Raw genomic sequence first — 23,911 nt, 5'->3', positions numbered from 1 at the left:
TAGTTAATTACAGGACGATTAGTTAAATAATGCGTCAACTGTGCCTTGGGCTAGCGGGTGATAACCGGCGCGTGCACCTTGGTAAACCTCATAAGCCCAGTCACGTTTGCCATTTGTGATAAGCGCTTTGTAAAGTGGCACAATGAGCTTACGACGACCAATTTCAGTTAAGTGCTTATCAAGCGCTGGGTAAATCGCTTCATAGCCGTTACCGACCGCTAGCATAAACCAAGCGAATGCCACTTCTTTATTGGTTGAAGCGGTGAGGTTGAACTGGGTATCTAGTTCCACCATTTTGTCGGTGTTCAAATCACGCGGTAGATTGTTGATAAAGTGCAACCACTCATGCACTGTCCAATTTGCGGTCGGTAAATCAGCTGCACTGATCTCGCTATTGAGCCAGTTTGCAGTAATCGCATCGACTTTTTCGAACGCGTCAGAGGTTGGGTTTGGCGCATCGGCAGGCAAGCCTGGTGCAAAAATCCACTCATTGACTTTGTCCATGCTTACAACACCTGGGTGCTTGTCGATCAAGTTCGCTTTTAAGTACGTCACGAATTGAGCTGTAGTGAGAGACTTAAATGAATACTCGTCGAAGTAGCCTTTAACGAATTCATCAAATACATCACGACCAAACTTCTGTTCAAGATAAATCAAAAACAGCTGACCTTTTGTATAAGGCACTGAGCTGAATGCATCATCCGGATCGCGGCCATTAAGCTTAAGGTTCAGGCGAGTATCTGGTGCTGGTAATGTTTTGAGCAGTGCACGTAAACCTGCTGCATCTAAAGATTGCTCCATGATTGCACGTTGGCGACCAAAGACTTCTTCCATGATGCGGTTTTCAACGTATGAAGTGAAACCTTCGTTTAACCACAAATCTTCCCACGTGGCATTGGTGACAAGGTTGCCTGACCAAGAGTGTGCGAGTTCGTGGGCAATCAGGTTAACCAAGCTCTTATCACCGGCGACTACAGTAGGTGTAATAAATGACAAGCGAGGGTTTTCCATGCCACCAAATGGGAAGCTAGGAGGCAACATTAGCAGGTCATAACGACCCCATGCATATTCACCGTACATCGCATTAGTTTTGTCGATCATCGCTTGGGTGTCGTTAAACTCCGCCACTGAAGCATCGAGGATTTGAGGCTCTGCAAAAATAGCTGTTTGATGCGACATTTCCTTGTATTCCAAGTTACCTGCGCCAATCGCGATAAGGTAAGGAGGAATGGCTTGTGGCATGTCGAAGAAATAGTCGCCATCTTTTACAAATGCACCCGTGTTATCAGCACTCATTACCGCGCGGACATTATCAGGAGTCTCAATACGCGCTTGATAGGTCACACGCATGGCAGGCGTATCTTGTACAGGGATCCAGCTGCGCGCATGAATCGCTTGCGACTGGCTGTACATGAACGGCTGCGTCTTGCTTGCGGTTTGTTCTGGGGTTAACCACTGTAGACCAGACGCTTGAGGTAGGCTGTTGTAGTAAATACGGACTTTAGGCGCTTGTTGATTGAATTTAATCGTCAGTTTGGCGCCTTTAACGTCGTCGCGAGGAGCTAAATCAAATTTTGCTTCATGCCACTTGCCGTTCTTACCTTGGTATACAACGCGGTCAATTTCTAGGTCGCGTGTATCTAGCACAAGTGTGCGAGCACTGGCATTTTGCCAATCAAGACTATGCTCTACAAAACCGTGTAACTGCTTGTGTGCGAAATCAACATCAAGGTCTAGGTAAAGATGAGTAGATACGACATCATCAAGGTTGGCGTAGGTGTGCTCATCGTTGGCGGCCGCAGCGTGTAGGCTCATACCGCAAAGTGCAAGTGCGAGTGCAACTGGTTTTAACTTCATAGCATCCTCAGAACGGGAAAATAAAAGACCAGCATTTATAACAGATCTTGTTGGTAACTGATACTCAAAGGAATATCGTCAGCTAGAGGCTAGGTCAGTAGCGGCGCATGAGTTACACTTGTCTACCAGAAATTGAAGAAAACCTTATTGAGAATACTACATTGCCTGCACTACAAAGCCATCATACCTTCGCTTTGGATACTCATTGCGACCGAATGACGATAATCCATGACGCTCAGCAGCTTAAAGATGTTGATTTTAGTCAGCCATTTTGCGTGTTAGGTGAAGGCAGCAATACCATATTCACAGACTCGTATCGCGGCGTTGTATTGGTCATTGCCAATAAAGGCATGCGTATCGAAGAGCTTAACAACGATTGGCTATTGCACTGTGAAGCGGGAGAAAACTGGCACGAGTTGGTACAACACACGTTGTCGTTGAATATGCCCGGTCTTGAAAACTTAGCGCTGATCCCTGGTAATGTGGGGGCTGCACCTGTTCAGAATATTGGTGCTTATGGTGTGGAATTAGCCCAGTTTGTTGACTATGTTGAAGGCTACAATATTGCCACTGGTAAAACGCAAAAGCTCAGCGCTTCACAATGTGAGTTTGGTTATCGCGACTCGGTGTTTAAGCATCGTTTGAAAGGACAATTTATCATTACGCGCGTTGGGTTGCGCGTGAGCAAAAGCTGGCAACCAAATCTTAGCTATGGGCCGTTGCAGCAATTGCATGAGCCAACGCCACAACAGGTGTTTGAGGCGGTGGTTGCGGTGCGCCAATCTAAATTACCAGACCCCAAAGAGCTCGCTAACTGCGGTAGTTTTTTTAAAAACCCCATTTTGTCCGTTAATACTGTTAAGCGCTTGCAAACATTGCACCCAAATATCCCTTGTTATGACGTTGATCAGCGCCATAAAAAAGTCGCTGCTGGATGGTTAATTGAGCAGGCCGGACTTAAAGGCCACGCGATAGGCGATATTGCCGTACACGACAAGCAAGCACTGGTATTGGTAAATAGAGGCAAAGGGACTCCTACACAGCTTCTAGCAATGATTGAACATGTGCAGCGCTGTGTGTTGACCAAGTTTGGTGTAGCGCTAGAACATGAAGTGCGACTGATGGGTGCAAACGGAGAGTATCACGTGGGAGCAGCTCATGAAGGCGCCTGATGGGAATAAACTAGCTATATTGCATGCCCTAAGCCAAGGCGGATTTATTTCTGGCCAAGTGATAGGTGAGCAGCTAGGAATAAGCAGAGCCGCGGTTAGTAAACACATAATCACTTTGCAAGAGATGGGATTGGACATTTATAAGGTTAACGGCAAAGGCTATTGCTTGAGTCAGCCCCTGAGTTTGCTTAATCAGCAGGATATTGAGAGCACTTACGCACAACTTGATGGTAGTGGCTGTACGTTTGAAGTGCAGCCAATTATTGATTCTACCAACACCGAGCTCATGCGCCGCCTGCAAAGTGGCAATATAAGTAATAACTCTGTATTGGTGGCAGAAATGCAAAAGCAGGGTAAAGGTAGGCGCGGACGCACTTGGCAGTCTCCTTTTGCGGCCAATCTTTATTACAGCTATTACTGGCGGTTAGATGATGGTATTCATGCCACAATGGGGTTGTCTATTGCGGTTGGTTTAGCTGTGTATGACGCGCTCAAAGCGCTGTATGACTTAGATGTACAGTTGAAATGGCCTAACGATGTTTTGATTAATGGCAGAAAACTAGCCGGAGTCCTCGTTGAGCTTGATGGCACGGCAGAAGGCCCCTGTCATTTGGTCATTGGTATAGGCTTAAATGTGGCCATGCCCGAAGCCGCTGCTGAGCATATTGATCAGCCATGGTGCGACCTAAATGAGCTCGCTCAAGATGTAAACAAGAATCAGTTGGTGGCAGTGCTTACCTGTTTCTTGCAAAAGCGCCTTGGGCAATACCAGCAGCATGGACTGCAAGCAGTGTATAAACAATGGAATGCGGTGCATGCCTTTGCTGGAGAATGTGTTGAATTGAGCTCTGGAACCAGTAAGTGGCGCGGAATTTGTGAGGGAATTGATGAGCAAGGAGCGATTGTGTTGCGCATCGATGGTCAAAGTAAGCGTTATTTTGGTGGCGAAATTAGTTTGCGAGTAAAGTCATGAAATTGCTGGTTGACGCGGGTAACACCGCAGTAAAAATGATGTTGGCGCACGACGATGACACGCTCGGTGCTGTGAGCTTACAAGAAGTACCCTGGGCGCACGTGGAAGAAGTTTTAGTATCGGCAGTTGCCGACTCAAGTGCGCTAACGCAATTGCTGGCAATTGCCGCTGCCAATGGTAAAACAGTGCATCGCGCGTCAACCAGCGCGCTGTGGCAGCAACTGCATTGTGCTTACGATAACTATAAAACCTTGGGCATTGATCGCTGGTTGGCTGTTATCGCAGGTTATGGTGAAAACCCAAGCGGGTATACGGTAGTTGTAGATGCCGGTACGGCACTGACCATTGATGTCATTAATGATAAACACCAACATCTTGGCGGCTATATTCTCAGTGGCTTAAAGCTCAGTGAGCAAAGTATTGTTAATCGTGCCCAAAACGTATTTAGCGTAGAAGGGCTTCATGCTCAACCATTGCCTGGTGAATCAACACCTGAAGCAGTAAAAAATGGCGCCTTTATTGCTGCGCTAGGAGCCATTGAATATGTAGTGCAGCACACCTGCAAAGAACAAGCACCTATGTTATTGATCACCGGTGGTGATGGGCTATCATTGCATATGCATTTGCCCCACAGCACATACCGACCCCATTTGGTGCTAGAGGGGTTGCTGCGCTGGCGAGAAGGCCGCTAAAGCGCCAAAAAACTATGGTTTTGCGCGAATATTGAACGTTTGCGCATGAAACCTGAACTTTTTTTGATTTTATTGTTGCATCACTCAATACCATGCCTTAGAATCTCGCCCCGTACTAAAGCAGTGCCGACTTAGCTCAGTTGGTAGAGCAACTGACTTGTAATCAGTAGGTCATCCGTTCGACTCGGATAGTCGGCACCATTTTCCTTACCCTTGGAAAGCTTTAGAAAGAATTTTGCGTGGAGGGGTTCCCGAGCGGCCAAAGGGATCAGACTGTAAATCTGACGGCATTGCCTTCGCTGGTTCGAATCCAGCTCCCTCCACCACTTTATTCTTGACGGTTAGAGGTAGTTAAGAACAGGTTCCTATAAAGCGGGCATCGTATAATGGCTATTACCTCAGCCTTCCAAGCTGATGATGCGGGTTCGATTCCCGCTGCCCGCTCCAGTTTTCTGGTGTGCTGATATAGCTCAGTCGGTAGAGCGCACCCTTGGTAAGGGTGAGGTCGGCAGTTCAAATCTGCCTATCAGCACCAGTCCTGATTCTCATAAAATACTTCCTTTGATTTGTCTAAAAAATATTCAATAATGAAGAATTGAATTGATCGTCAATTTTTGTCGATCGTTTGATATGTAATCTAGATACACAAAAACTGATAGGTTCCGTCATGGCAAAAGAAAAGTTTGAACGCGTAAAACCGCACGTAAACGTTGGTACAATCGGCCACGTTGACCACGGTAAAACAACTCTAACTGCAGCAATCACTAACGTACTTGCAAAAGTATACGGTGGTACAGCGAAAGACTTCGCATCAATCGATAACGCTCCAGAAGAGCGTGAGCGTGGTATCACAATCTCAACTTCACACGTTGAGTATGACACTCCAACTCGCCACTACGCGCACGTTGACTGTCCTGGACACGCTGACTACGTTAAAAACATGATCACTGGTGCTGCTCAAATGGACGGCGCTATCCTAGTAGTTGCTGCGACTGACGGTCCTATGCCACAGACTCGTGAGCACATCCTTCTTTCTCGTCAGGTTGGTGTACCTTACATCATCGTATTCATGAACAAATGTGACATGGTTGACGACGAAGAGCTACTAGAGCTAGTAGAGATGGAAGTTCGTGAACTTCTTTCTGAGTACGACTTCCCAGGTGATGACCTACCACTAATCCAAGGTTCAGCTCTTAAAGCGCTAGAAGGCGAGAAAGAGTGGGAAGACAAGATTGTTGAGCTAGCAGACGCGCTAGACACATACATCCCAGAGCCAGAGCGTGACATCGATAAGCCATTCATCATGCCTATTGAAGACGTATTCTCAATCCAAGGTCGTGGTACTGTTGTAACTGGTCGTGTTGAAGCTGGTATCATCAACGTGAACGACGAAGTTGAAATCGTAGGTATCAAAGATACAACGAAGACAACTTGTACAGGTGTTGAGATGTTCCGTAAGCTTCTAGACGAAGGTCGTGCGGGTGAGAACATCGGTGCCCTTCTACGTGGTACTAAGCGTGACGAAGTTGAGCGTGGTCAAGTACTAGCGAAGCCTGGTTCAATCACTCCTCACACGAAGTTCGAAGCAGAAGTATACGTACTATCAAAAGATGAAGGTGGTCGTCACACTCCATTCTTCAAAGGTTACCGTCCACAGTTCTACTTCCGTACAACTGACGTAACTGGTGATATCCAATTACCAGACGGCGTAGAAATGGTAATGCCTGGTGACAACATCAAGATGGTAGTAGAGCTAATCTGCCCAATCGCGATGGACGAAGGTCTACGTTTCGCAATCCGTGAAGGTGGCCGTACAGTTGGTGCTGGTGTTGTAGCTTCTATCGTTGAGTAATCAACGATATAGCTAAGACGCTAAAAAAGAGGTCGCTTAGGCGACCTTTTTTTATGCCAGCAGCAAAGTCGGCCACCTTCACGGCCGTGAATTGTAGGTCGGTTGTAGGTCAGGCTTCAGCCTGACAATCCCTGTATCTTCTTATATCGTCCTTTCAGCCCCTCAAGAAGCCTATACTCACCTTTCCCGTTAAAACTATCCACAGCTCTCTGTAGTGCGATCTTGTCGCGTTGGCGACGGCAACCAAAGGGAGAATAACACGATTCCCCCTTTGGAATCCCCCCGTACCCCGAAGCATTTGCTATTGCCTGCGCGTGCTGGCGCTGCTAACGCACCCAGCGAAACTCGACATCCTGTCTCGATTCGCTTAACTCGGCATCCATGCCTCGTTGTGCTATCAGCACCAACATGCTCAGCGCAAATGCACGGGGAATTGGCCTGATACATCGGTGTTCTTGAGGTGGGTCGGAATTTGTGGCTGTGGGCGAGGCTTTAGCCTTGCATTGGCTATCACTAATTTGTCGTTGAATCCTGATTCCTGTTCGTGATGATTATCAATCGTCGGTCACTCGTCGCCCCTCTTTGGAAACTCCGCGAACCCGTAATTCGCCAATGCTTACGAACTCAGGTTTTTGTTAAACGCTCCGCTTATGCTGCGACACGATTTAACGGCATTTCCATGTGCCGACAAATCTCGCTCGGCGTCGTGCCTCGCTGTCTTAGCCACGCTACGCAGCAAAAGCCGAGATCGAAAGCGCGAATTTAAATGGGAAACTCGATACCTGTAGGTTAGGTCTCAACCTGACAGTTTGTGTCGGCGACAAGACAAGCTCTCAAGATTATTCACTCATGCTAATATAGACCCGATTCAACAAGATAACGCAACAATGACCAAACTCCTTTTTCTGTGTAGCAAAAACAAATTACGAAGTCCGACTGCTGAAGCTGTTTTCAGTGATGTTGAAGGGTGGGAAGTGTATTCAGCTGGTATCAGCAATGACGCAGAGGTTCATGTGAGCATTGAAGATATTGCATGGGCAGATTACATCTTTGTGATGGAAAAGGTGCATCAGAAGAAACTGGCTAGTAAGTTTGGCCCTGCATTACATCAGAAGAAAGTCATAACGCTTGGGATCCCTGATAACTACGACTACATGGATGAGACTCTAATAAGTATTCTCAAGGACAAGGTGTTACCAAACATTCGTTAATACTTAAGTCATTCATCAATCATACAAAATACTTGTGTCATGTTGCTAATATCTTCAGCGAAGACGATAGCACCATGAAAATATTTTTATCCTTTTTGTTTCTTTTATCTTTCTTTGCCTCAGCTACTGAAAGTATTTGTTACGGCACAACCGCAAATGGTCATTTAGATAATGGTGTGCAATTGCCAAGTAATGGCGCTAACTTTGTAGGGTACAGCAATATTGCACGGCTAGCAGGAAGGACTTACGAGCACTCAACTGTGTATCAAATCGTTGTCGACGCTTACACAGCTCTTGAGGTTTCGCGGCCAGAAAAAGTCTTTCAGTACGCTGAAACTGGTTTTGAGAATGGTGGTGAATTCAAACCTCATAAAACGCATCGAAATGGTTTGTCAGTGGATTTCATGGTGCCTGTAGTCGATGAAGGAGACAAATCTGTTCATTTGCCGACAAACCCATGGAATAAGTTTGGTTACAATATCGAGTTTGATGGAAGTGGTAAATTTGAGAGCTATCGAATCGATTATGAAGCTATGGCTGCCCATATTTTTGAACTAGACAAAGCTGCGGAAATCTCAGGAGTGAAGATTTGGCGTGTGATATTCGACCCCAAATTACAACCTTATCTATTAAAAACCAAATATGGTGAGTATCTTAAAGCCCATATTAGATTCTCAACTAAACCTTCATGGGTGCGGCACGACGAGCACTATCACATTGACTTCGACGTGCCGTGTAAGTGAATGTCGTCAAAAAATAGCAAATTTGAATGTCTGCTAAAAATAATGTATGTCGATCAAAAATTGAGATTTTATATAATTTGATGGACATTTTTAGATGCTGCTTCTAATTATAGACTCCTTATACAACAAAAAAGCGAGCATTGATGGCCCGCTTTTTATAAATGTAAGAGTACAAGAGTTATTTGGCTTGTTTTTCACTCGGCGCTGGCTGACCATGCTTCGGTGAGCGAGGTCCATATAGCAAACCATTGTAAGACTCTGATGACAGCATGCGATTGGTTGTCATAGCTGATACGTCAAACCCAGCATCTGAAACAGTTTCAACAATTTGGCTGACTGCGGCTTCGACCAACATACCGACAAGACCACCACCGCTATTGCCGCGATTTTCTGCTGAAGATGCAGTACCTCGGCCTTCCCAAAGTACTTTACCGTCTCTTAAATCAATAAGTTGTGCAGAAGCTGTGACACGTGTTTCGCTTGAAATAATGACATAGCTAGTACCGTATTCTTCAATAGTAATGTACATAGCAGCATCCGCACCGAATATCTCACGCAGCTTTTCAATCGGCACAGCTTGCGCATCATTCGCTACAGTAATACCGTTGCTTTTAAATGTCTGGTCAACCAAGGCAACTGGGAAAACATAAAAGCCTGCTTCGGCGATAGGTGCAGTAATTTGCGACATAACGCTATATCCTGCAATCACTTCGGGACTATTATTAATCGGTGGCAGTACCAAAATAGAATAGGGGTTTGCTTCACGGAAGTTTGAATAATCATGACTCGGTGGCGTTGTAACACATCCACTTGCTAGTAGTGCTGCGGCAGCGGTAAAAATGAGCTTAATATTATTCATATCATACTTCCTTTGCTGATTTTAAGAGAAAATCAATGTACTGTGTTGCCTCGGGGAATAGCATTTTTTCTTGCTCGAAATGTGCTGCGCCTTGAGTGCTGTCGCCTGATTCAAAATACAGCATGCCTAGGTGCGCATGAATCCCTGGGGCAATATTTTTGCCTTGTGCTGCGGCTCTTTCAATCACTTCTTCAAGCGCAGCAATTTGCTCTTCAATAGTAGAATCTTCAGCTTTGAAATAGTTGTAAACAGAAGCGTTGTAATCACCGTAATAGTACAGTGGTTCAACTGTTTTACATCCCGTAGCGGCCACTGCAAATACGGCGATAAGAATGAATTTTTTCATGTGCAATCCCCTGCTTATATTTTCCATGCGCCAGATTCAAGGCCTACGACAAGTTTGTCGACTACTTGTCTGATAGCGAGGTCTAGCACTTTACCATTTAACGTTGCGTCATAGCTCGCAGTGCTGCCAAAGCCAATGACTTCACGTTCAGATAAGCTGTACTCTCCGGCGCCTTGCACTGAGTACACTACTTCGGATGTTGTTACGTCGACGATGTTGAGCGTAACTTTGGCGTAGGCAATTTGCGATTTACCTTTGCCCAAAAGACCAAATAATTGTCGATCTCCGACAGCTTTACGGCCAAACTCTGTTACATCACCCGTGACAACATACCTTGCACCAGCGATATCGAGCTGCGCCCCTGCTCTTTTGGCTTCACTTTCGAGCATTTCCATGTTGTCTCTGTCCAACACACTAAAACGATTCGTTTGTTGTAAATGACTCATCAGTGATGTTTTAGCTTGACTACCAAGGCGATCTTGTCCAGTAGAGAAAATCCCATTATGAAAGCTCGAACGATTTACGAATTTGCCAACAGCTAATTTACTTTTTTCGCCAGTATAGGTGGTGTTGTAACTTGCTACAGTAGGGGTTTCGATCACTTGTGAAGTTGTGGTTGTGGCACAGCCTGAAGCGAGTGCAATGGAGGACGCGATGATTGCTGTCATCACTATTTTATTATTATTCGGCATGACTCTTTCCTTTTCTCGTACTGCAATGAGATATCTACAGCGATATATTGATGAAAAATAGGAGTGCTAAGAGTTTCATGTTCTCTAGATTGGTTAGTATAAAAATTAGAACTCCTTTTCCAATATCTTTATACCTGATTTGGTGTCGAGCTCTCAAGACATTATTGAGGATTCATGTTGCTGTTTTGGGAATATGGTATTGAAATGCAGACAAACCCGAAGCTGAAGTAAGAATTTGCAGAAACCGAAATTTATCCCGAAGTGATTTCGAGCAAATTTTAATGTCTACTAAAAATAGCGTATGTCGTGTAAATTTGCGCTCTCTCAGCTTTTGGGTGGACTTCCAAACTTGCTCAAATACCTAATGTTCATCTTAAAAAGTCCTTCTAAAAGCATATTAAAAATTGACTAATCAGTAAGTTAGCGCCAATCTATCAAGATATTGCACCGATCTTTAACGTTTATGGCTAATGTGAATATTCCCAATGCGATCCCCCGTACCCAAAGTCGCTTTGGGCGCTGGCTGGGTACCAAGGTGCTGAATTTATTTGGTTGGCAGGTTGTAGGAGAATTCCCAGAACACAGTAAATTTGTTGCAGCGGTGGCACCACATACGTCGAATTGGGATTTCATTATTGCTATCGCAGTAAAGATGCATCTACAAGTACGTATTCGCTTTTTAGGAAAACACAGTATCTTTGTGTGGCCCTTGAGTTTATTGCTGCGGAAGTGGGGTGGCATACCCGTAGATAGGCGCTCATCGCATGGGGTAGTGGGGCAAGTAAAAGGTTTATTTGATGACGCTGACGCGCTGATTTTAGGGCTGGCTCCTGAGGGGACGCGCAAGTACACACCACAATGGAAAAGTGGCTTTTTGCACATAGCTAAGGCGGCGAATGTGCCCGTCGTACCAATGGCTTTAGACTACAGTAAGAAGCAGTTTATTGTGATGCCAGCACTGGATGTAGATGATGACATCGAACAAACCCTAGCTGAGGTGCAAGCTTTGTTCCCTCCGCGCATGGCTAAATACCCGGAGCAATTGTCAGGTAGGGCTCATAAAAATTAGCCATACCTGAGTTGATTAATTACATTGACTCTCGCCAACGTCGCTTCATCTCTTGTACAAAGGTGTGATCACCCTCTTCTTCACCAGAGAGTATTAATCTAAAACTGCTGCCGTCGGTGCGTTCAACATCAACGACTGTGTAGCCGGAATCGCTGTTGTCAAAGGTCGCCTTGATGTCGCCTATATCGGCATAATCAGCGCGCTCGGCTATGAGCGCTCCCTCATCGCGGTAATAGCTAAATACGCCATTGTTGGTGATGCCATTGCCATCTTCACGAATATTCCAAATGGCGTCAGAGTAAAAATAAATAATTTGCTCGTTTTGGTTCAGTAAGCCTTTTCGCACCATAAAGCGTTTGTCGTGCTGCCATATTTTATCTCCGGCAATCACGGCATAGTTTGCGCTTAAACCAAGCTCCATAGACGATACATATAAGAACAAAGGAGCGAATGCAGCACACACAACAGCTTGATGCACTCGCCACTTGCTGTGATAGTGCAGTGCCTCGTTGTTGCGATTGAGGTAGGCGGTGTAGTTCACAAGCGGCAACCATGGCAATGGCAGCAATAGCGTAATAATTAAAAGATGATCGGTAAGTTCACCTGCTACTTGAACCGCGATAACCGCTGCAGCTAACAGTAGTGCAAACCAGGTGGCAGGCAAGTGCGCTCGGGTGCCAAGCTTTTCGCTCTCTTGCGCAAAACGATGAAAGAGGGGATAAAACCAAATCACGCCAAAAATGCCACGGGCGATGGGCATGATGGATTCGTCGTTTGCTTCTTTGATGTAACGCCAGTTGCGATAACTCCAATAAAATGGGTATATGCCCCAGCTTAGTACAGAGTAGATATAAAATTTCACCACAGAGACGGGGAAGTAACGTTGTGCTTCAAAATGCGGACGTTGCCCCGCTTCAATGCGCCACAGAGTGAAAAACATGGTAAGTGCGCCTAACGCTGCCAATACATAAATACCTATTGCTAGCGCTAGAGTGTCTTCTTCATTGTCTGTTACCGTGTCTGGTGCAGCCACAGCGGCACTATTATCTTGGCGAATGCCGTAACTCGTTTCTCGCTTGACCGTCTCTTGCGCCTGCAAATACTCACCAATGCGCTCTGTGGGAATGTGGTCGGTCTTGCTGCGGTAGTGGTAGCTCAGCGTGAGTAACTTATCTTCAAAGTGGACTGAAGAGCTAAAGTCAAAAAAGTCATTGCTAAGCTCAAAGCTGTCGTTATCAAAGCCCCAATCTAATTCATTCACTTGCACTTCAATGATGTAGTCAACATTGAATGGATGACGCAATGATAACGGACTAATACGGCTGGTTACATCAGGCTTGTACAGTGCGTCGCGAATATCATCCGCATAAAAATAGGCGTTGAGATCATCGCCGTTAGGTGTCCAAAAATCATTGATGACATAGCTTTCTTTGACGATGATTTCACCTTTTTCGGGGTCTTCTTCTACCGTCAAAAGTTGGCTGTGCTGTGTGCCTGCAAAATAGTCTTGATAATAATTGGTGTAATTTTCCTGTACTTTTTGTAGGCCTTTACTCGCTAGTTCTCGACGCTTATCAATGGCATCAGAATCAGCTAGATGGGAATGAACGCTAAAGGTGGCGGTTGTTTCTCCTGCACTCGGTATTGTGTAGCGCTCGATTATGCTGCGATGGATTTGCGGTTCTTCTTTGAACATTGCCCTGAGCGCAGTTTCGCCTTGTTTTACAATCAGTGCGTAGCCGAAATCAGGCTCACTCAAATGCTTTAGCGAACCGGTTTGGTAACTATTGGTTGGGTCTAGCCAATAACGCTCACCTTGATGTTCAAGTGTGACAAGCACGTGGTCAAAACGATTTGATGCAGGCGCTAGATTGATGAGTCCCTTAGTTACTTCAGTATTGACCAGTGCAGGGTGTGACTCCACGCCCAACGCGTCTAGGATACTCATCAATACCACGGTTTTATCTTTGCAATCGCCGTAGCGCAAACGTAATGTTTCATCCGCAGGCGTGGGCATGTGGGAGTTACTGCCCATCTCTAGTCCGAGATAACGGATTTCGTCTTGGGTGTATTTAAGTGCCGCGCCAATTTGCGATTCTATATCACCGTGTTCGGCGCGTATCTGCGTGGCGATATCGGCAATACTGGCACTGTTAGATAGCGCATTTTCATATAAAGGTTGCGCCCACTGTACCACTTGTTGCCATGAGTCAAATTCTGAGAGGAACACCAAATGATAAGGGTCATACCATTTGGGGGTTTGTGAGTCGTAGGTTTTGGTTGCCGGATTTCGCGCATTAATAGTGTATTCCATTCCCTGTGCGGTTTGCACCGTGCTCACTTCAAGCTCACCATTAAGTTGGGAGATATGCAAAGGGGCTTGTTTGTCCCACAGCATGCGCACATTCTGCTCGCCAACTGGTACGCTCCAGTCAAATTGTGCGGTATAACCGAATAGACCTTGGTATATGGGGTTTCGGCCTATTTTCGTGTACGCGTAATCCAGTGAATCCCCTGGGCGCACATCATCAAGAATAATGTTGAGCGTTTTACTGCCATCATAAATAAGTTGCTCAGCTTCTTGCTCGCGCTGAATCACTTGCATGCGTGCGGTGGGGAGTTTATCGATTACTTGCCCATCACGAATGATTTGTAAATGGTGTAATTCGAGTCGCTCATAGGTGGGATCAAAGCTTAAGTTAAGCTGTGATATATCTTCTACCCCGGTTTGATTGGTGGCCAGCATGACATAGCGTATGTAGTGCTCGGCTTTCTCTTTATCATTTACTTTGAATTGGTCATCGACAAGGCGATAGTAAACGCCGTCAGAGAGTTGCTCATAAGGAATGGTTTCAGTATCCAAAGGAGCAAGTCCAATTGGTTTGACCCAGTGCCCAGTGTGGGTGATTTGGTAGTCAGCGAATGCAGGTTTGCATAATGTGATGCTAATCAATAGCAAAAATAGTGAGATAGCTCGTGTCATTGTTATTGCTCTTATACTTCCCTGTGACGGCCTCAAATGAGGTAACACTAAAGTCAGTGGTGTTTTTGTATAAGGTAACCGTTATGATTGAGATAAAACAATAATAAATTGATCTAGTATGTTCTCGATTGGGGTAATAAGTGTTATCGCGCTTGCCTATCTTGGGGTGTTATTTGCGGTTGCATGGTATGCGGACAAGTACAGTAAAAATCGCGCAAGTGGTTGGATTTACGGTTTATCTTTGGGGGTTTACTGTACATCTTGGGCGTTTTACGGCACCACTGCACAGGCGGCGAATAACGGTTGGTGGCTGGCACCGACCTACGCGGGCACCATTTTACTCTTTCTTTTCGGTTGGCAAATTTATACTCGTATTGCGAGGGTGTGTCGGCAGCAGCAACTCACGTCATTGGCTGATTTTTTGGCAACGCGGTATGGTCAATCGTCGCGCTTGTCTGGCTTGGTGTCGTTTATTTCTGTTATCGCTATCGTCCCCTACATAGCTCTGCAATTAAACGCAACGAGTGCCAGTATCACCATGATCACCGACGCCCAGCGCGGGCAAAGTGACTTCTTCTGGCAAGACAGTACCTTCTACATCACCTTATCCTTGGCGCTATTTGCCATTTTATTCGGTGCGCGACGCGTGCGTCCCAGTGAGCACAACCCAGGGCTTATGGCCTCCATTGCGTTTGAATCGGTAGTCAAACTCCTAGCCTTCGTCGCAGTGGGGCTATTTATTTGTTTTGGTGTGTTTGACTCGCCCGCAGCAATATTGGAAGCCGCGCAGCAACCGCACATTGCGGCGCAAGTGCAAGCTACTGCAAGCCCAACCTATGTGTATTGGGTGCATGTGTTACTCGGGTTGCTGGCAACCTTGTGCTTGCCGCGCCAATTCCACACCGCGTTTATTGAGCATGATAACGAGCAGCAATTGGCCACAGCGCGCTGGTTGTTCCCTGTATATTTATTACTGATAAATCTGTTCATCTTGCCTATCGCCTATGCGGGCTTGGTGTATTTTCAAGGTCAAGATGTTGGTTATGACACCTTTGTATTGGCTTTGCCGATTGCAGCGGATGCTCCGGGGATGTCGTTACTGGCCTTTTTAGGCGGTTTTTCTGCCGCAACCAGTATGGTGATTGTCTCGACCATCGTGTTGTCTATCATGATCACCAATGACTTTATTAACCAATTTTTGCTGCGCCGCTCTCAACTAAGCTCATCGCATCGTGGTTTGTCCAAGTTCAAGTTACTGCAAGCTCGGCGCGCGGTGATAGTGGCCGTTTTATTATTGAGTTATGCCAGTCACCGCATTTTAGCGGAGGGTAATACGCTGGCGAATATGGGATTGATGTCTTTTACCCTCGTAGCGCAATTTGCTCCCGCTATGATTATCGGTTTGTGGTGGTCAAAAGCATCCTGTCGAGGAGCGCAGCTTGGGATCCTTAGCGGCTCGGCAATTTGGTTTTATACATTGTTGCTCCCGAGTCTTTACACTGCCTTATTCGGTGATGCGCCATGGCTCAGTGAAGGTCCTTGGCAAATTGCTTGGCTAGCACCCACTAACTTACTGGCTTTAAATTTAGATCCACTCACTCAAGCGGTCATGTTGTCACTTGGTGTTAATACGCTGGTGTATTTAGCCGTGCCATTTATCAGTGCGGCGCAACTCGCTGAGCGTTTGCAAAGTAATAAATTTATTTTGCGCAGTGTGGAAGAGCGCGATACTAACATCGCCTTAAGTTATCAGGACTTAGCTTTATTATTACAGCGCTTTAGTGAGCCAGAGCGCGCAACGGAGCTGGTGGATAACTTCTTCCCCGCAGCACGTAACCGCTGGAAGGAGCAAGCGCCAGCGCATGTCGAAGAGCAAGTAGAGCGGGAAATGTCGGCGCTGATAGGAGGTGCTTCGGCGCGGCTCATTCTTGATGTGGCTAAAGATGAAAAACGTCAACCTTTTGAACAAGTTGCAGAGTTTGTTGATGAAGCATCGCAAGTGCTGCGTTTTAACCGTGATTTACTGCAAGCCACTATTGAAAACATTGAGCAGGGAATTAGCGTTGTTGATAGTGACTTAAAACTGGTTGCATGGAATCAATCTTATCAGGAAATGTTTGCTTATCCGCAAGATATGCTGGCTGTTGGTCGTCCTGTAGCTGAGCTTATTCGTCTCAATGCCGAGCGCGGCTTGTTTGAGCATCAGGACATTGATATCGAAGTCACCAAGCGTATTGACCATTTACGCCGTGGTACCGCTTATAAGTATCGCCGTGAACACAATGACGGTCGAGTGTTTGAAATGCAAGGTAACCCGCTGCCTGGTGGTGGCTTTGTCACGACCTACACAGATATCACTGACTTTGTGCGCCAGCAGCGAGAATTAGAGCAAGCTAACCTGAACCTCGAAGAGAAAATTGCGGCACGCACCTCAGAATTGGTAACGACTAACCATGCCCTGGCAGCAGCTAAACGCCAAGCAGAGCAAGCAACAGAGAGCAAAACACGCTTCTTCGCAGCAGCCAGCCATGATTTGTTGCAACCATTTAATGCAGCGAGCTTGTTTTGCTCATTAATGAGTGAAAAAGCACAAGGTACAGAGCTTTCAGAGCTGGCCGATAATATTCGTAACTCCCTAGCCAGCGCGGAAGACTTGCTTTCAAGTATTCTCCAATTGACCAAATTGGAATCGGGCTCATTCAAAGTTAATAGTACAGACTTTGCCCTATCGAGCTTGCTGGAGCCTTTGGCGAATGAATATGGCGCTCTTGCTCATGAAAAAGGTCTCGCGTTTAAAATGCATGGCGCGCAGGTGCAACTTAAAACCGATAAAGCCTTGCTCAAACGCGTGCTGAGTAACTTGCTCAGCAATGCCATTCGCTATACCGAAAGTGGCGAGATACGCGTTATTTGTGAAAGTCATGAAGGGCAATTATCGATCATGGTTGAAGACACAGGCGCAGGAATTGCCAAACAAGATCAAGAGCTTATATTCGAAGAGTTCAAACAGTTGCAGGGCAAAGAGCAAGCGCAAGGGCTCGGTTTAGGCTTAGCCATTAGCCAGCGTATTTGTTCAGTACTGGGCATTAATTTGACCTTGGGCTCCCAGCTTGGCAAGGGCACGCAATTTACCCTTACGTTAGCGTGTTTTGAGCTTACCGAGGCTGCAGAGTCGGCCAGCGCAGAACCGCGTCATGTTGATAATCAATTGGCTGGTGTACGTATTTGGCTATTGGACAATGATGAAAATGTCCTCAGCGCACTCTCACAAGTGTTGAATAACTGGGGATGTTCAGTTGCCACGGCCCGAAACCAAGGAGAACTGGCGCAGTTAATGGAGCAGCAACACGCCGATATTCTCATCGCTGACTATCAATTAGATGACGGTGTAACTGGGCTCGAAGTTATTGCGGCGCTAGGTTTAGAAAGCATGGCGATAATGATTAACACCGCAAATCACGATGAGGCCATTCGCGAGCGCGTCAGTGATTGTGGCTATCCGTTACTTTATAAGCCGCTGAAAACGCCCGCTCTTAAACGCATGTTGAAAAAGTTAAGAACACAAAGTGCTAAAAACTAACTTTCATCACCTTCGGCAACGGTGGCCATTTGGTTGAATAAAATACCCGCTTGGGTGCGATTATAGACGTTGAGCTTTTTTAGAATGGCGGATACGTGTTGCTTAATCGTGGTTTCTTGAATCGACATGGCATAGGCAATTTGTTTATTGAGCATGCCGTCGGCAATCATACTTAGTACACGATATTGCTGCGGGGTGAGCTTTTCCAAATTGCGGGCAAACTGTGCCTGTTCGCTGTCATCGTCGGTGCAAATGTCGGTTTGCGGCGGTAACCAGTTTTCCCCCTCAATCACCTGAGCAATCGCTTCGCTTATTACATCGAGCGATGAAGATTTAGGAATATACGCACTGGCTCCAAGTGCCATGGCTTGTTCGATGATTTTTGGCTGCTCATTGGCTGAGACCATAATTACCAGAATATCAGGGTACTGATTGCGCAATCGGGCTAGGCCCTCTACGCCTTTAGCGCCGGGAATGGTGAGATCGAGAAACACCAGTTCAATTTCGCGATGCTGTGCAAGGGCGATGAATAATTCATCTAGATCGCTGGCTTCTAAAACAGGGTGTTCACCCATAGCTTGGGCGGCTGCTTGTTTTAGGGCGCTGCGAAACAACGGGTGATCATCGGCTATGATAGCTTGCACATCGGGCATCCTGATAAAACTCCATGCTTCACGTTATAGGGGATTTTGCTTTGTGCGGCAAGGGTTTGGGGTGAGTTGCTGCAAAAGCGGTGTAAATAAAAAGCAAAGGTGGCTCTACATAGCTTGGGGGGAAAGCCAGCCACCTTTGTTCTTTTTCCTTAGAAGCTATAGCCCACGGTTAGTGAGATAGTGCGCGGGTCACCATAGTAGCCAATCAGGGTGTTGTCACCACCTAGGCCAGGTGTGTACTTGCTGATGTTCGTTGGGTCAGACGGATCCGGTGCGACGAACTGGTAACCACCAATCATGTACTCTTCGTCGGTTAAGTTCTTCGCATGCACACCGACACGCCATTTACCATCTGTGCTGTACCAGTTGGCACTCACATTCACAAGGCCGTAGCTATCTTGTGTCAGTAAGCTATCTTCTTCGAACAGCGCATAGTCGCCACGATAGTAGTAGTTAGCATTGAATGCCCAATCACCGCTATCGGTATACAAGCGATACGTCGCACCTAAGTTCATGGTCAGCTCGGGGGTGTTTGAGACACTGAAGCGATCTGACTTATCAAATTGCAGACCTGTTGCAGGGTCGGTATCGATCACTTCTTCAAACTCTGAGTCGATGTAACCCAATGAAGCATTAAAACTCAGTGCGTCAGTGGCAACAAAGTCTAACTCTAATTCAGCCCCTGTTGATGTTGATTTACCAATGTTACCTAGGCGTTGGTTTAGGTCAGCTGCGCTATCACCCGGTAATACCGAGATATACTGGCGGTCTTTGTGGTCAAGCGAGAATAGCGTTAAGTTGGCACGCAAGTTATCGTTCCACTCGCTCTTCATACCCAATTCGAATGAGTCAACAATCTCAGGGTTCGCCGCAGGCTCAGCTGTGCTTGCACGCGGGTTGAAAGTACCTGACTTAAAGCCTTGCGCGTAGCTGGCGAAGAACATGACATCGTCATTGTATTGGTACTCAACACCAACGCGTGGTGTAAAGCGTGACCAATCTTTCTCATCGTCTAGTACAGTCGGGACTAGTTGACCTTCAGGGCGAACATAACCTGGTACCCAACCTGATTCAGGATACACAGTCGCGAACACCAAGCCATTGTTTACGATTGCTTCTTTGCTGTCGCGGGTGTAACGAGCGCCGAGTGTCATTGACCATTGCTCTGACAAGTCTACTGAACCTTGAATGTACGCCGCTTTACTCGTTGAATTGCTGCAACCACTCACTTCACGGGTTAACCCAGGCGCACCGAGTGCTTGACCGAGAACTTCAAGAATAGCCTCAAACTGACCACAAGATTCGCCATCGTAGTAGTACAGACCCGAAACAAGACTGTAGTTATCGCCTGTGTGGTTTAGTTGTAGTTCGTGAGTCGTTTGCTCATCATCGTAAATAGCTGGTACGTCAAAAATACGCAGCGAGGTGTTATCAAAGTCGATGTTTGTTGGCGAGTAGCTTTCACGCATCGCGCCGATGTATTTCAGTGTTGTGCTGTCACTCATATCCCAGCGTGCAGTCAAGCTTACACCTTCAAGTTCAACCTTGTTCCATGTAGGCATACTTGTGTAAGAGTCATACACACTATCAGGCACTGGTGCATCAGTTAGGATACTCGGCAGTAGGCGATAACCGCCTTTTGAATTTGACTCGTCGTCTGTTTTGTCCCAGCCAAGACGGAAGAATAAGTCTTCTGTAGGGCGATACTCTAACGTAACGCGCGCCGCAGTGACGTCTTTGTTGTAGTTTTCACGGTCTTGGTTATCTAAATCAGAGGTAATGAATTCACCAAAACCATCGCGGTTTAAGGTGGCAAAGCCATAACCTACATACAGCTTGTCTTCGATAAGCGGAAGTTGGCCAGTAATTTTCAAATCACGCTGATTATAACTGCCTACCGTACCTTGGACATTGAAGGTAGTATCGCCCGACATCTCTTTGGTGACGTATTTAATCGCACCACCTATGGTGTTTTTGCCATAAAGCGTACCCTGTGGGCCGCGTAGCACTTCAATTTGTTGTACGTCGAGTAAGTCTAAAACCGCACCTTGAGGACGAGCGACGTATACGTCGTCAATGTAAATACCTACACCCGGCTCGTAACCCCACAGCGGGTCTTGTTGGCCTACACCACGGATAAATGCGGTGATGGTCGAGTTGGTACCACGGCTTGCTTGCAAGGTGGTGTTTGGCGAGAACTGTTGGACCTCAGTTAATACTGCAAAGCCATATTCTTGTAATTCTGCTTCGCCGATTGACGTAACCGCTACGGGCACTTCTTGCAGATTTTCTACGGTTTTACGCGCTGTGACCTCGATACGCTCGAGTTCTGCTTTCTTCGCGCCTTCTTCTGCCATTGCCGCTGGGCTAGCAATAGCGCTTGTAAGTGCCGCACCAATCGCTAAGGCTAGACTAGAACGGCGTAAGCTTAGTGTGTTCATCCTGTTTCCCCTGTTATTTTGATTATCCGCACAAATACTTCGCTGAGCGGGTATGGGTTGTTTTTAGAATATTAATTAATTGTGACTGTAGGGGAAAAATGCGCTCAATGGGTTAGTACCTTAGTACTATCATGCGCTTAGCCCTTTATTTACGTGGCTTACGAGGATTCTATAACCTTAGTACTATGTATTTTAACGTCAACCAGAGCCAGACTGGTTGCATATGTTGTTAACAGAAACAGCTGCTATGCTGTCCCTGCTAATAAAAAAATAATAATTCGAGGAGCACAGTATGCTCAGTATGATTGGCCTCATAGGTGGCCTTGTTCTGCTTATTATTCTCACGCTACGTGGCGTGAACCTGTTTATTGCAGCTCCGTTATGTGCGCTGATTGTTGCGCTAAGCGGCAATATGGCACTGTTTCCAGGCGCTGATGTGTCGCTGGATTTTGTCTCCACTTACATGAATGGTTTTGCTGGGTTCCTCAGCGCATGGTTTTTCATGTTCTTACTCGGCTCGTTGTTTGGTAAGTTCATGGAAGACAGTGGGGCTGCAGATAGTGTGGCCCGCACCATTGTCGATAAGCTTGGTATGAAACATGCGGTGCTTGCGGTTGTCATTGCCTGTGCGGTTTTAACCTATGGCGGTGTAAGCGTATTTATCGTGGCATTCTCCGTTTACCCTATGGCGCTGAGCTTGTTTAAAGACGCTAACTTACCGCGTCGTTTTATTCCCGCTACGCTCGCATTTGGCTCGGTGACATTCACCATGACATCGGCTGGCTCGCCGGAAATTCAAAACTGGATCCCAATTAAATATTTAGGCACTTCACCCTATGCGGCGTGGGAAGTGAGCTTGTTTGTTGCGGTGTTTATGGCGATTGCTGGTTACTGGTGGCTTAAGAAGATGATCACCAAAGCGGTTGCTAATGGTGAGTGTTTTGAAGCGCGTGATGACGACCCTGAAATTCCAGAGCGCGACTACCCGCATCCTATTACCGGTGTGATCCCACTGCTGGTGGTGCTGTTGCTTTCTTTTACTCTGCATGACGTGTTACAGCAAAGTGCACTTATTGTGGCCTTGCTAGGCGGTGTATTGACGTTGTTGGTCATCAACTTCAAACATTTTCATAACCTTGCTGGTGCTATAAACGAAGGCACAACGGGGGCGTTAGTAGCCATAGGGAACACCAGTGCTGTGGTGGGTTTTGGTGCCGTGGCTAAAAATACAGAAGCGTTCCAAGTAGCGGTAGAGGTGATGACCAATATGCCAGGAAATGAGCTCATTGGCGCTGCGGTTGCTGTGAGTGTAATTGCCGGTTTAACCGGTTCGGCCTCCGGTGGACAAGCCATCGCCTTACCGTTAGTTGCACCGCACTATCTCGATGCAGGTGTGAATCCCGAGCAATTGCACCGCGTGGTGGCGATAAGCTCAGGAGCGCTCGATACTCTGCCGCACAACGGCTACGTAGTGACGACTATTCGCGCTATCTGTAAAGAAACACACCAGCGTGCTTATTGGTCTATGGCTGCTTTAACTGCTGTCGTGCCGCTCATTGGTGTGGCGCTAGCGCTCGCCCTATTTATCTTATTCTAAGGAGTGAATAACGTGAGACTTATACGCATTATTAGTGTCGCTTTAATCGTTGTCAGCCAATGGGCCTGTGCACAAGCCGAGCCTATGTTGGTGCAAAAGCAACGTTTTGCTTTTGACAATTACACCACTGAATCGGGTGTTACTTTGCCACAGGTGCAGGTCGGTTGGGAAAGCTACGGCAAACTCAATGAAGCTAAAGACAACGTGATTCTAATCACCCACTTTTTCTCTGGGACGTCGCATGCTGCGGGTAAATACAGCCCAGATGACGCCCTGCCAGGTTACTGGGATGCCATTATCGGCCCAGGTAAAGCCATTGATACCAACAAGTATTACGTGATCAGTTCAGATACGTTAGTTAATGCTAACTGGCACGACAAAAATGTGATCACCACTGGCCCTGCGTCAATTAATCCAAAAACAGGCAAGCCTTATGGTTTAGATTTTCCTGTGGTGACCATTGGCGATTTTGTCGAAGTACAAAAACGCTTGCTTGATAGCCTAGGGATTGACAAGTTGCACGCTGTAATTGGTGCATCGATGGGGTCGTTCCAAGCACTGGAATGGTCTGTACGTTATCCCGATATGGTTGAGCGTTTAGTGCATGTCATTGGTGCGGCGAAAATGGACGCATGGACCGTGCCTGCGCTGGAAAAGTGGGCATTACCAATTCGCTTAGATGCCAACTGGAACAATGGTAATTACTACGATGGTGAGCGCCCATTAGCAGGGGTGACTGCAACTATGCTGAATATTACTCAAGATGCCATGCATCCTGAAATCTATAAGGCCAGCTTCCCTGATTTCAAAGTGCAAGATGAAGGGGCGAAAAAAGATATTCGTACCCTGCCTGCCATTAACCAAGTGCTCCAGCAACGTGCACTAGCGCGTGCACAAACGCAAGATGCCAACCATATCTTGTATTTAGTACGCGCATCTCAACTTTACAGTGCGGGAATGCAAGAAGACTTGAGCGCGGCGGCACAAAAAATCACAGCAAAAATATTGCTGATGCCAGCGAGTAACGACTTACTGCTGCGCCCTGAGCCAGTTCGAGATTTCGCAAAGCTGCTCAAAGAGCAGGGAAAAGACGTGAAAATAGAAGAAATTAAAGGCATATGGGGACATCTTGACGGTATTTTCTCAATTCAATCAAACGCGCCAGTGATCAGTGAATTTTTAGCGGAGTAA

17 protein-coding genes and 4 tRNA genes are annotated in these 23,911 nt (G+C 46.5%); 14 read left to right on the top strand and 7 right to left on the bottom strand.

The genetic code is table 11. From position 1 onward, the window contains the following. Positions 1-18: 18 nt before the first annotated feature. Positions 19-1,857, bottom strand: coding sequence for a M1 family metallopeptidase (locus AAEU32_RS10140; protein ID WP_421970409.1), 1,839 nt, complete (start codon positions 1,855-1,857; stop codon positions 19-21). A gap of 107 nt (positions 1,858-1,964) precedes the next feature. Here AAEU32_RS10140 and murB point away from each other — a divergent pair, with 107 nt between their 5' ends. The 10 genes from murB (at position 1,965) to AAEU32_RS10090 (ending at position 8,500) form a co-directional block, all read left to right on the top strand. Then, on the top strand, positions 1,965-3,029 hold the full coding sequence (murB, locus tag AAEU32_RS10135) for a UDP-N-acetylmuramate dehydrogenase (protein ID WP_421970408.1): 1,065 nt from the start codon (positions 1,965-1,967) through the stop codon (positions 3,027-3,029). Continuing rightward, complete coding sequence (gene birA / locus AAEU32_RS10130; RefSeq protein ID WP_421970407.1) at positions 3,016-4,002, top strand: bifunctional biotin--[acetyl-CoA-carboxylase] ligase/biotin operon repressor BirA; 987 nt, start codon at positions 3,016-3,018, stop codon at positions 4,000-4,002. The genes murB and birA overlap by 14 nt, the downstream gene beginning before the upstream one ends. Then, positions 3,999-4,694, top strand: coding sequence for a type III pantothenate kinase (locus AAEU32_RS10125; protein WP_421970406.1), 696 nt, complete (start codon positions 3,999-4,001; stop codon positions 4,692-4,694). Before birA ends, AAEU32_RS10125 begins: the two co-directional genes overlap by 4 nt. A 125-nt stretch (positions 4,695-4,819) precedes the next feature. After that, a tRNA-Thr gene (locus AAEU32_RS10120) sits at positions 4,820-4,895 on the top strand. 40 nt (positions 4,896-4,935) lie between these two features. Beyond that, a tRNA-Tyr gene (locus tag AAEU32_RS10115) sits at positions 4,936-5,020 on the top strand. 46 nt (positions 5,021-5,066) lie between these two features. Continuing rightward, positions 5,067-5,141, top strand: a tRNA-Gly gene (locus tag AAEU32_RS10110). 12 nt (positions 5,142-5,153) lie between these two features. Beyond that, positions 5,154-5,229: transfer RNA gene (locus AAEU32_RS10105), tRNA-Thr, on the top strand. Between the two features lie 132 nt (positions 5,230-5,361). Continuing rightward, complete coding sequence (gene tuf / locus AAEU32_RS10100) at positions 5,362-6,546, top strand: elongation factor Tu (RefSeq protein ID WP_421970405.1); 1,185 nt, start codon at positions 5,362-5,364, stop codon at positions 6,544-6,546. Between the two features lie 887 nt (positions 6,547-7,433). Beyond that, positions 7,434-7,757, top strand: coding sequence for a low molecular weight protein tyrosine phosphatase family protein (locus tag AAEU32_RS10095; protein WP_421970404.1), 324 nt, complete (start codon positions 7,434-7,436; stop codon positions 7,755-7,757). Between the two features lie 74 nt (positions 7,758-7,831). Further along, on the top strand, positions 7,832-8,500 hold the full coding sequence (locus AAEU32_RS10090) for a penicillin-insensitive murein endopeptidase (RefSeq protein ID WP_421970403.1): 669 nt from the start codon (positions 7,832-7,834) through the stop codon (positions 8,498-8,500). 178 nt (positions 8,501-8,678) lie between these two features. On the opposite strand, the gene AAEU32_RS10085 is transcribed toward AAEU32_RS10090, so the two are convergent. Genes AAEU32_RS10085 through AAEU32_RS10075 form a run of 3 tightly spaced genes read right to left on the bottom strand, consistent with a single transcriptional unit; the run spans position 8,679 to position 10,397 of the window. After that, on the bottom strand, positions 8,679-9,359 hold the full coding sequence (locus AAEU32_RS10085; RefSeq protein WP_421970402.1) for a DUF799 domain-containing protein: 681 nt from the start codon (positions 9,357-9,359) through the stop codon (positions 8,679-8,681). A gap of 1 nt (position 9,360) precedes the next feature. Further along, positions 9,361-9,705, bottom strand: coding sequence for a DUF4810 domain-containing protein (locus AAEU32_RS10080; RefSeq protein WP_421970401.1), 345 nt, complete (start codon positions 9,703-9,705; stop codon positions 9,361-9,363). Positions 9,706-9,719: 14 nt separating this feature from the next. Beyond that, positions 9,720-10,397, bottom strand: coding sequence for a CsgG/HfaB family protein (locus tag AAEU32_RS10075; protein ID WP_421970400.1), 678 nt, complete (start codon positions 10,395-10,397; stop codon positions 9,720-9,722). Positions 10,398-10,860: 463 nt separating this feature from the next. Between AAEU32_RS10075 and AAEU32_RS10070 the strand changes: the two genes are divergently transcribed. Next, a complete protein-coding gene (locus AAEU32_RS10070) occupies positions 10,861-11,466 on the top strand; it encodes a lysophospholipid acyltransferase family protein (RefSeq protein WP_421970399.1) in 606 nt (201 codons plus the stop codon). Between the two features lie 19 nt (positions 11,467-11,485). Here the strand turns inward: AAEU32_RS10070 and AAEU32_RS10065 are convergent, their stop codons facing one another. Next, a complete protein-coding gene (locus AAEU32_RS10065) occupies positions 11,486-14,449 on the bottom strand; it encodes a DUF3857 domain-containing transglutaminase family protein (protein ID WP_421970398.1) in 2,964 nt (987 codons plus the stop codon). A 118-nt stretch (positions 14,450-14,567) separates the two neighbouring features. On the opposite strand from AAEU32_RS10065, the gene AAEU32_RS10060 reads away from it, so the two are divergent. Continuing rightward, positions 14,568-18,029, top strand: coding sequence for a PAS domain-containing hybrid sensor histidine kinase/response regulator (locus AAEU32_RS10060; RefSeq protein ID WP_421970397.1), 3,462 nt, complete (start codon positions 14,568-14,570; stop codon positions 18,027-18,029). Here AAEU32_RS10060 and AAEU32_RS10055 read toward each other — a convergent pair. After that, on the bottom strand, positions 18,026-18,682 hold the full coding sequence (locus AAEU32_RS10055; RefSeq protein ID WP_421970396.1) for a response regulator: 657 nt from the start codon (positions 18,680-18,682) through the stop codon (positions 18,026-18,028). The two genes, AAEU32_RS10060 and AAEU32_RS10055, sit on opposite strands and share 4 nt — an antisense overlap. 149 nt (positions 18,683-18,831) lie before the next feature. After that, positions 18,832-21,123, bottom strand: coding sequence for a TonB-dependent receptor (locus tag AAEU32_RS10050; protein WP_421970395.1), 2,292 nt, complete (start codon positions 21,121-21,123; stop codon positions 18,832-18,834). A gap of 292 nt (positions 21,124-21,415) precedes the next feature. Here AAEU32_RS10050 and AAEU32_RS10045 point away from each other — a divergent pair, with 292 nt between their 5' ends. Next, positions 21,416-22,720, top strand: a complete 1,305-nt coding sequence (locus AAEU32_RS10045; RefSeq protein ID WP_421970394.1) for a GntP family permease — start codon at positions 21,416-21,418, stop codon at positions 22,718-22,720. A 12-nt stretch (positions 22,721-22,732) separates the two neighbouring features. Further along, positions 22,733-23,911 carry an E22 family MetX-like putative esterase gene (locus AAEU32_RS10040; protein ID WP_421970393.1) on the top strand — a complete coding sequence of 393 codons (1,179 nt, stop codon included), beginning with the start codon at positions 22,733-22,735 and terminating at the stop codon, positions 23,909-23,911.

The organism is Pseudoalteromonas maris, from assembly GCF_049257235.1.
Lineage (GTDB): Bacteria > Pseudomonadota > Gammaproteobacteria > Enterobacterales > Alteromonadaceae > Pseudoalteromonas.
Note: the sequence above shows the minus strand (reverse complement) of the source record. Positions and strands in the feature narration are given on the sequence as shown.

What these genes read in the sequence shown, in the direction of transcription:
- AAEU32_RS10140 (WP_421970409.1), bottom strand. Translation starts at nt 1,857, where the DNA reads ATGAAGTTAAAACCAGTTGCACTCGCACTTGCACTTTGCGGTATGAGC.
- murB (WP_421970408.1), top strand. Translation starts at nt 1,965, where the DNA reads ATGAGTTACACTTGTCTACCAGAAATTGAAGAAAACCTTATTGAGAAT.
- birA (WP_421970407.1), top strand. Translation starts at nt 3,016, where the DNA reads ATGAAGGCGCCTGATGGGAATAAACTAGCTATATTGCATGCCCTAAGC.
- AAEU32_RS10125 (WP_421970406.1), top strand. Translation starts at nt 3,999, where the DNA reads ATGAAATTGCTGGTTGACGCGGGTAACACCGCAGTAAAAATGATGTTG.
- tuf (WP_421970405.1), top strand. Translation starts at nt 5,362, where the DNA reads ATGGCAAAAGAAAAGTTTGAACGCGTAAAACCGCACGTAAACGTTGGT.
- AAEU32_RS10095 (WP_421970404.1), top strand. Translation starts at nt 7,434, where the DNA reads ATGACCAAACTCCTTTTTCTGTGTAGCAAAAACAAATTACGAAGTCCG.
- AAEU32_RS10090 (WP_421970403.1), top strand. Translation starts at nt 7,832, where the DNA reads ATGAAAATATTTTTATCCTTTTTGTTTCTTTTATCTTTCTTTGCCTCA.
- AAEU32_RS10085 (WP_421970402.1), bottom strand. Translation starts at nt 9,359, where the DNA reads ATGAATAATATTAAGCTCATTTTTACCGCTGCCGCAGCACTACTAGCA.
- AAEU32_RS10080 (WP_421970401.1), bottom strand. Translation starts at nt 9,705, where the DNA reads ATGAAAAAATTCATTCTTATCGCCGTATTTGCAGTGGCCGCTACGGGA.
- AAEU32_RS10075 (WP_421970400.1), bottom strand. Translation starts at nt 10,397, where the DNA reads ATGCCGAATAATAATAAAATAGTGATGACAGCAATCATCGCGTCCTCC.
- AAEU32_RS10070 (WP_421970399.1), top strand. Translation starts at nt 10,861, where the DNA reads ATGGCTAATGTGAATATTCCCAATGCGATCCCCCGTACCCAAAGTCGC.
- AAEU32_RS10065 (WP_421970398.1), bottom strand. Translation starts at nt 14,449, where the DNA reads ATGACACGAGCTATCTCACTATTTTTGCTATTGATTAGCATCACATTA.
- AAEU32_RS10060 (WP_421970397.1), top strand. Translation starts at nt 14,568, where the DNA reads ATGTTCTCGATTGGGGTAATAAGTGTTATCGCGCTTGCCTATCTTGGG.
- AAEU32_RS10055 (WP_421970396.1), bottom strand. Translation starts at nt 18,682, where the DNA reads ATGCCCGATGTGCAAGCTATCATAGCCGATGATCACCCGTTGTTTCGC.
- AAEU32_RS10050 (WP_421970395.1), bottom strand. Translation starts at nt 21,123, where the DNA reads ATGAACACACTAAGCTTACGCCGTTCTAGTCTAGCCTTAGCGATTGGT.
- AAEU32_RS10045 (WP_421970394.1), top strand. Translation starts at nt 21,416, where the DNA reads ATGCTCAGTATGATTGGCCTCATAGGTGGCCTTGTTCTGCTTATTATT.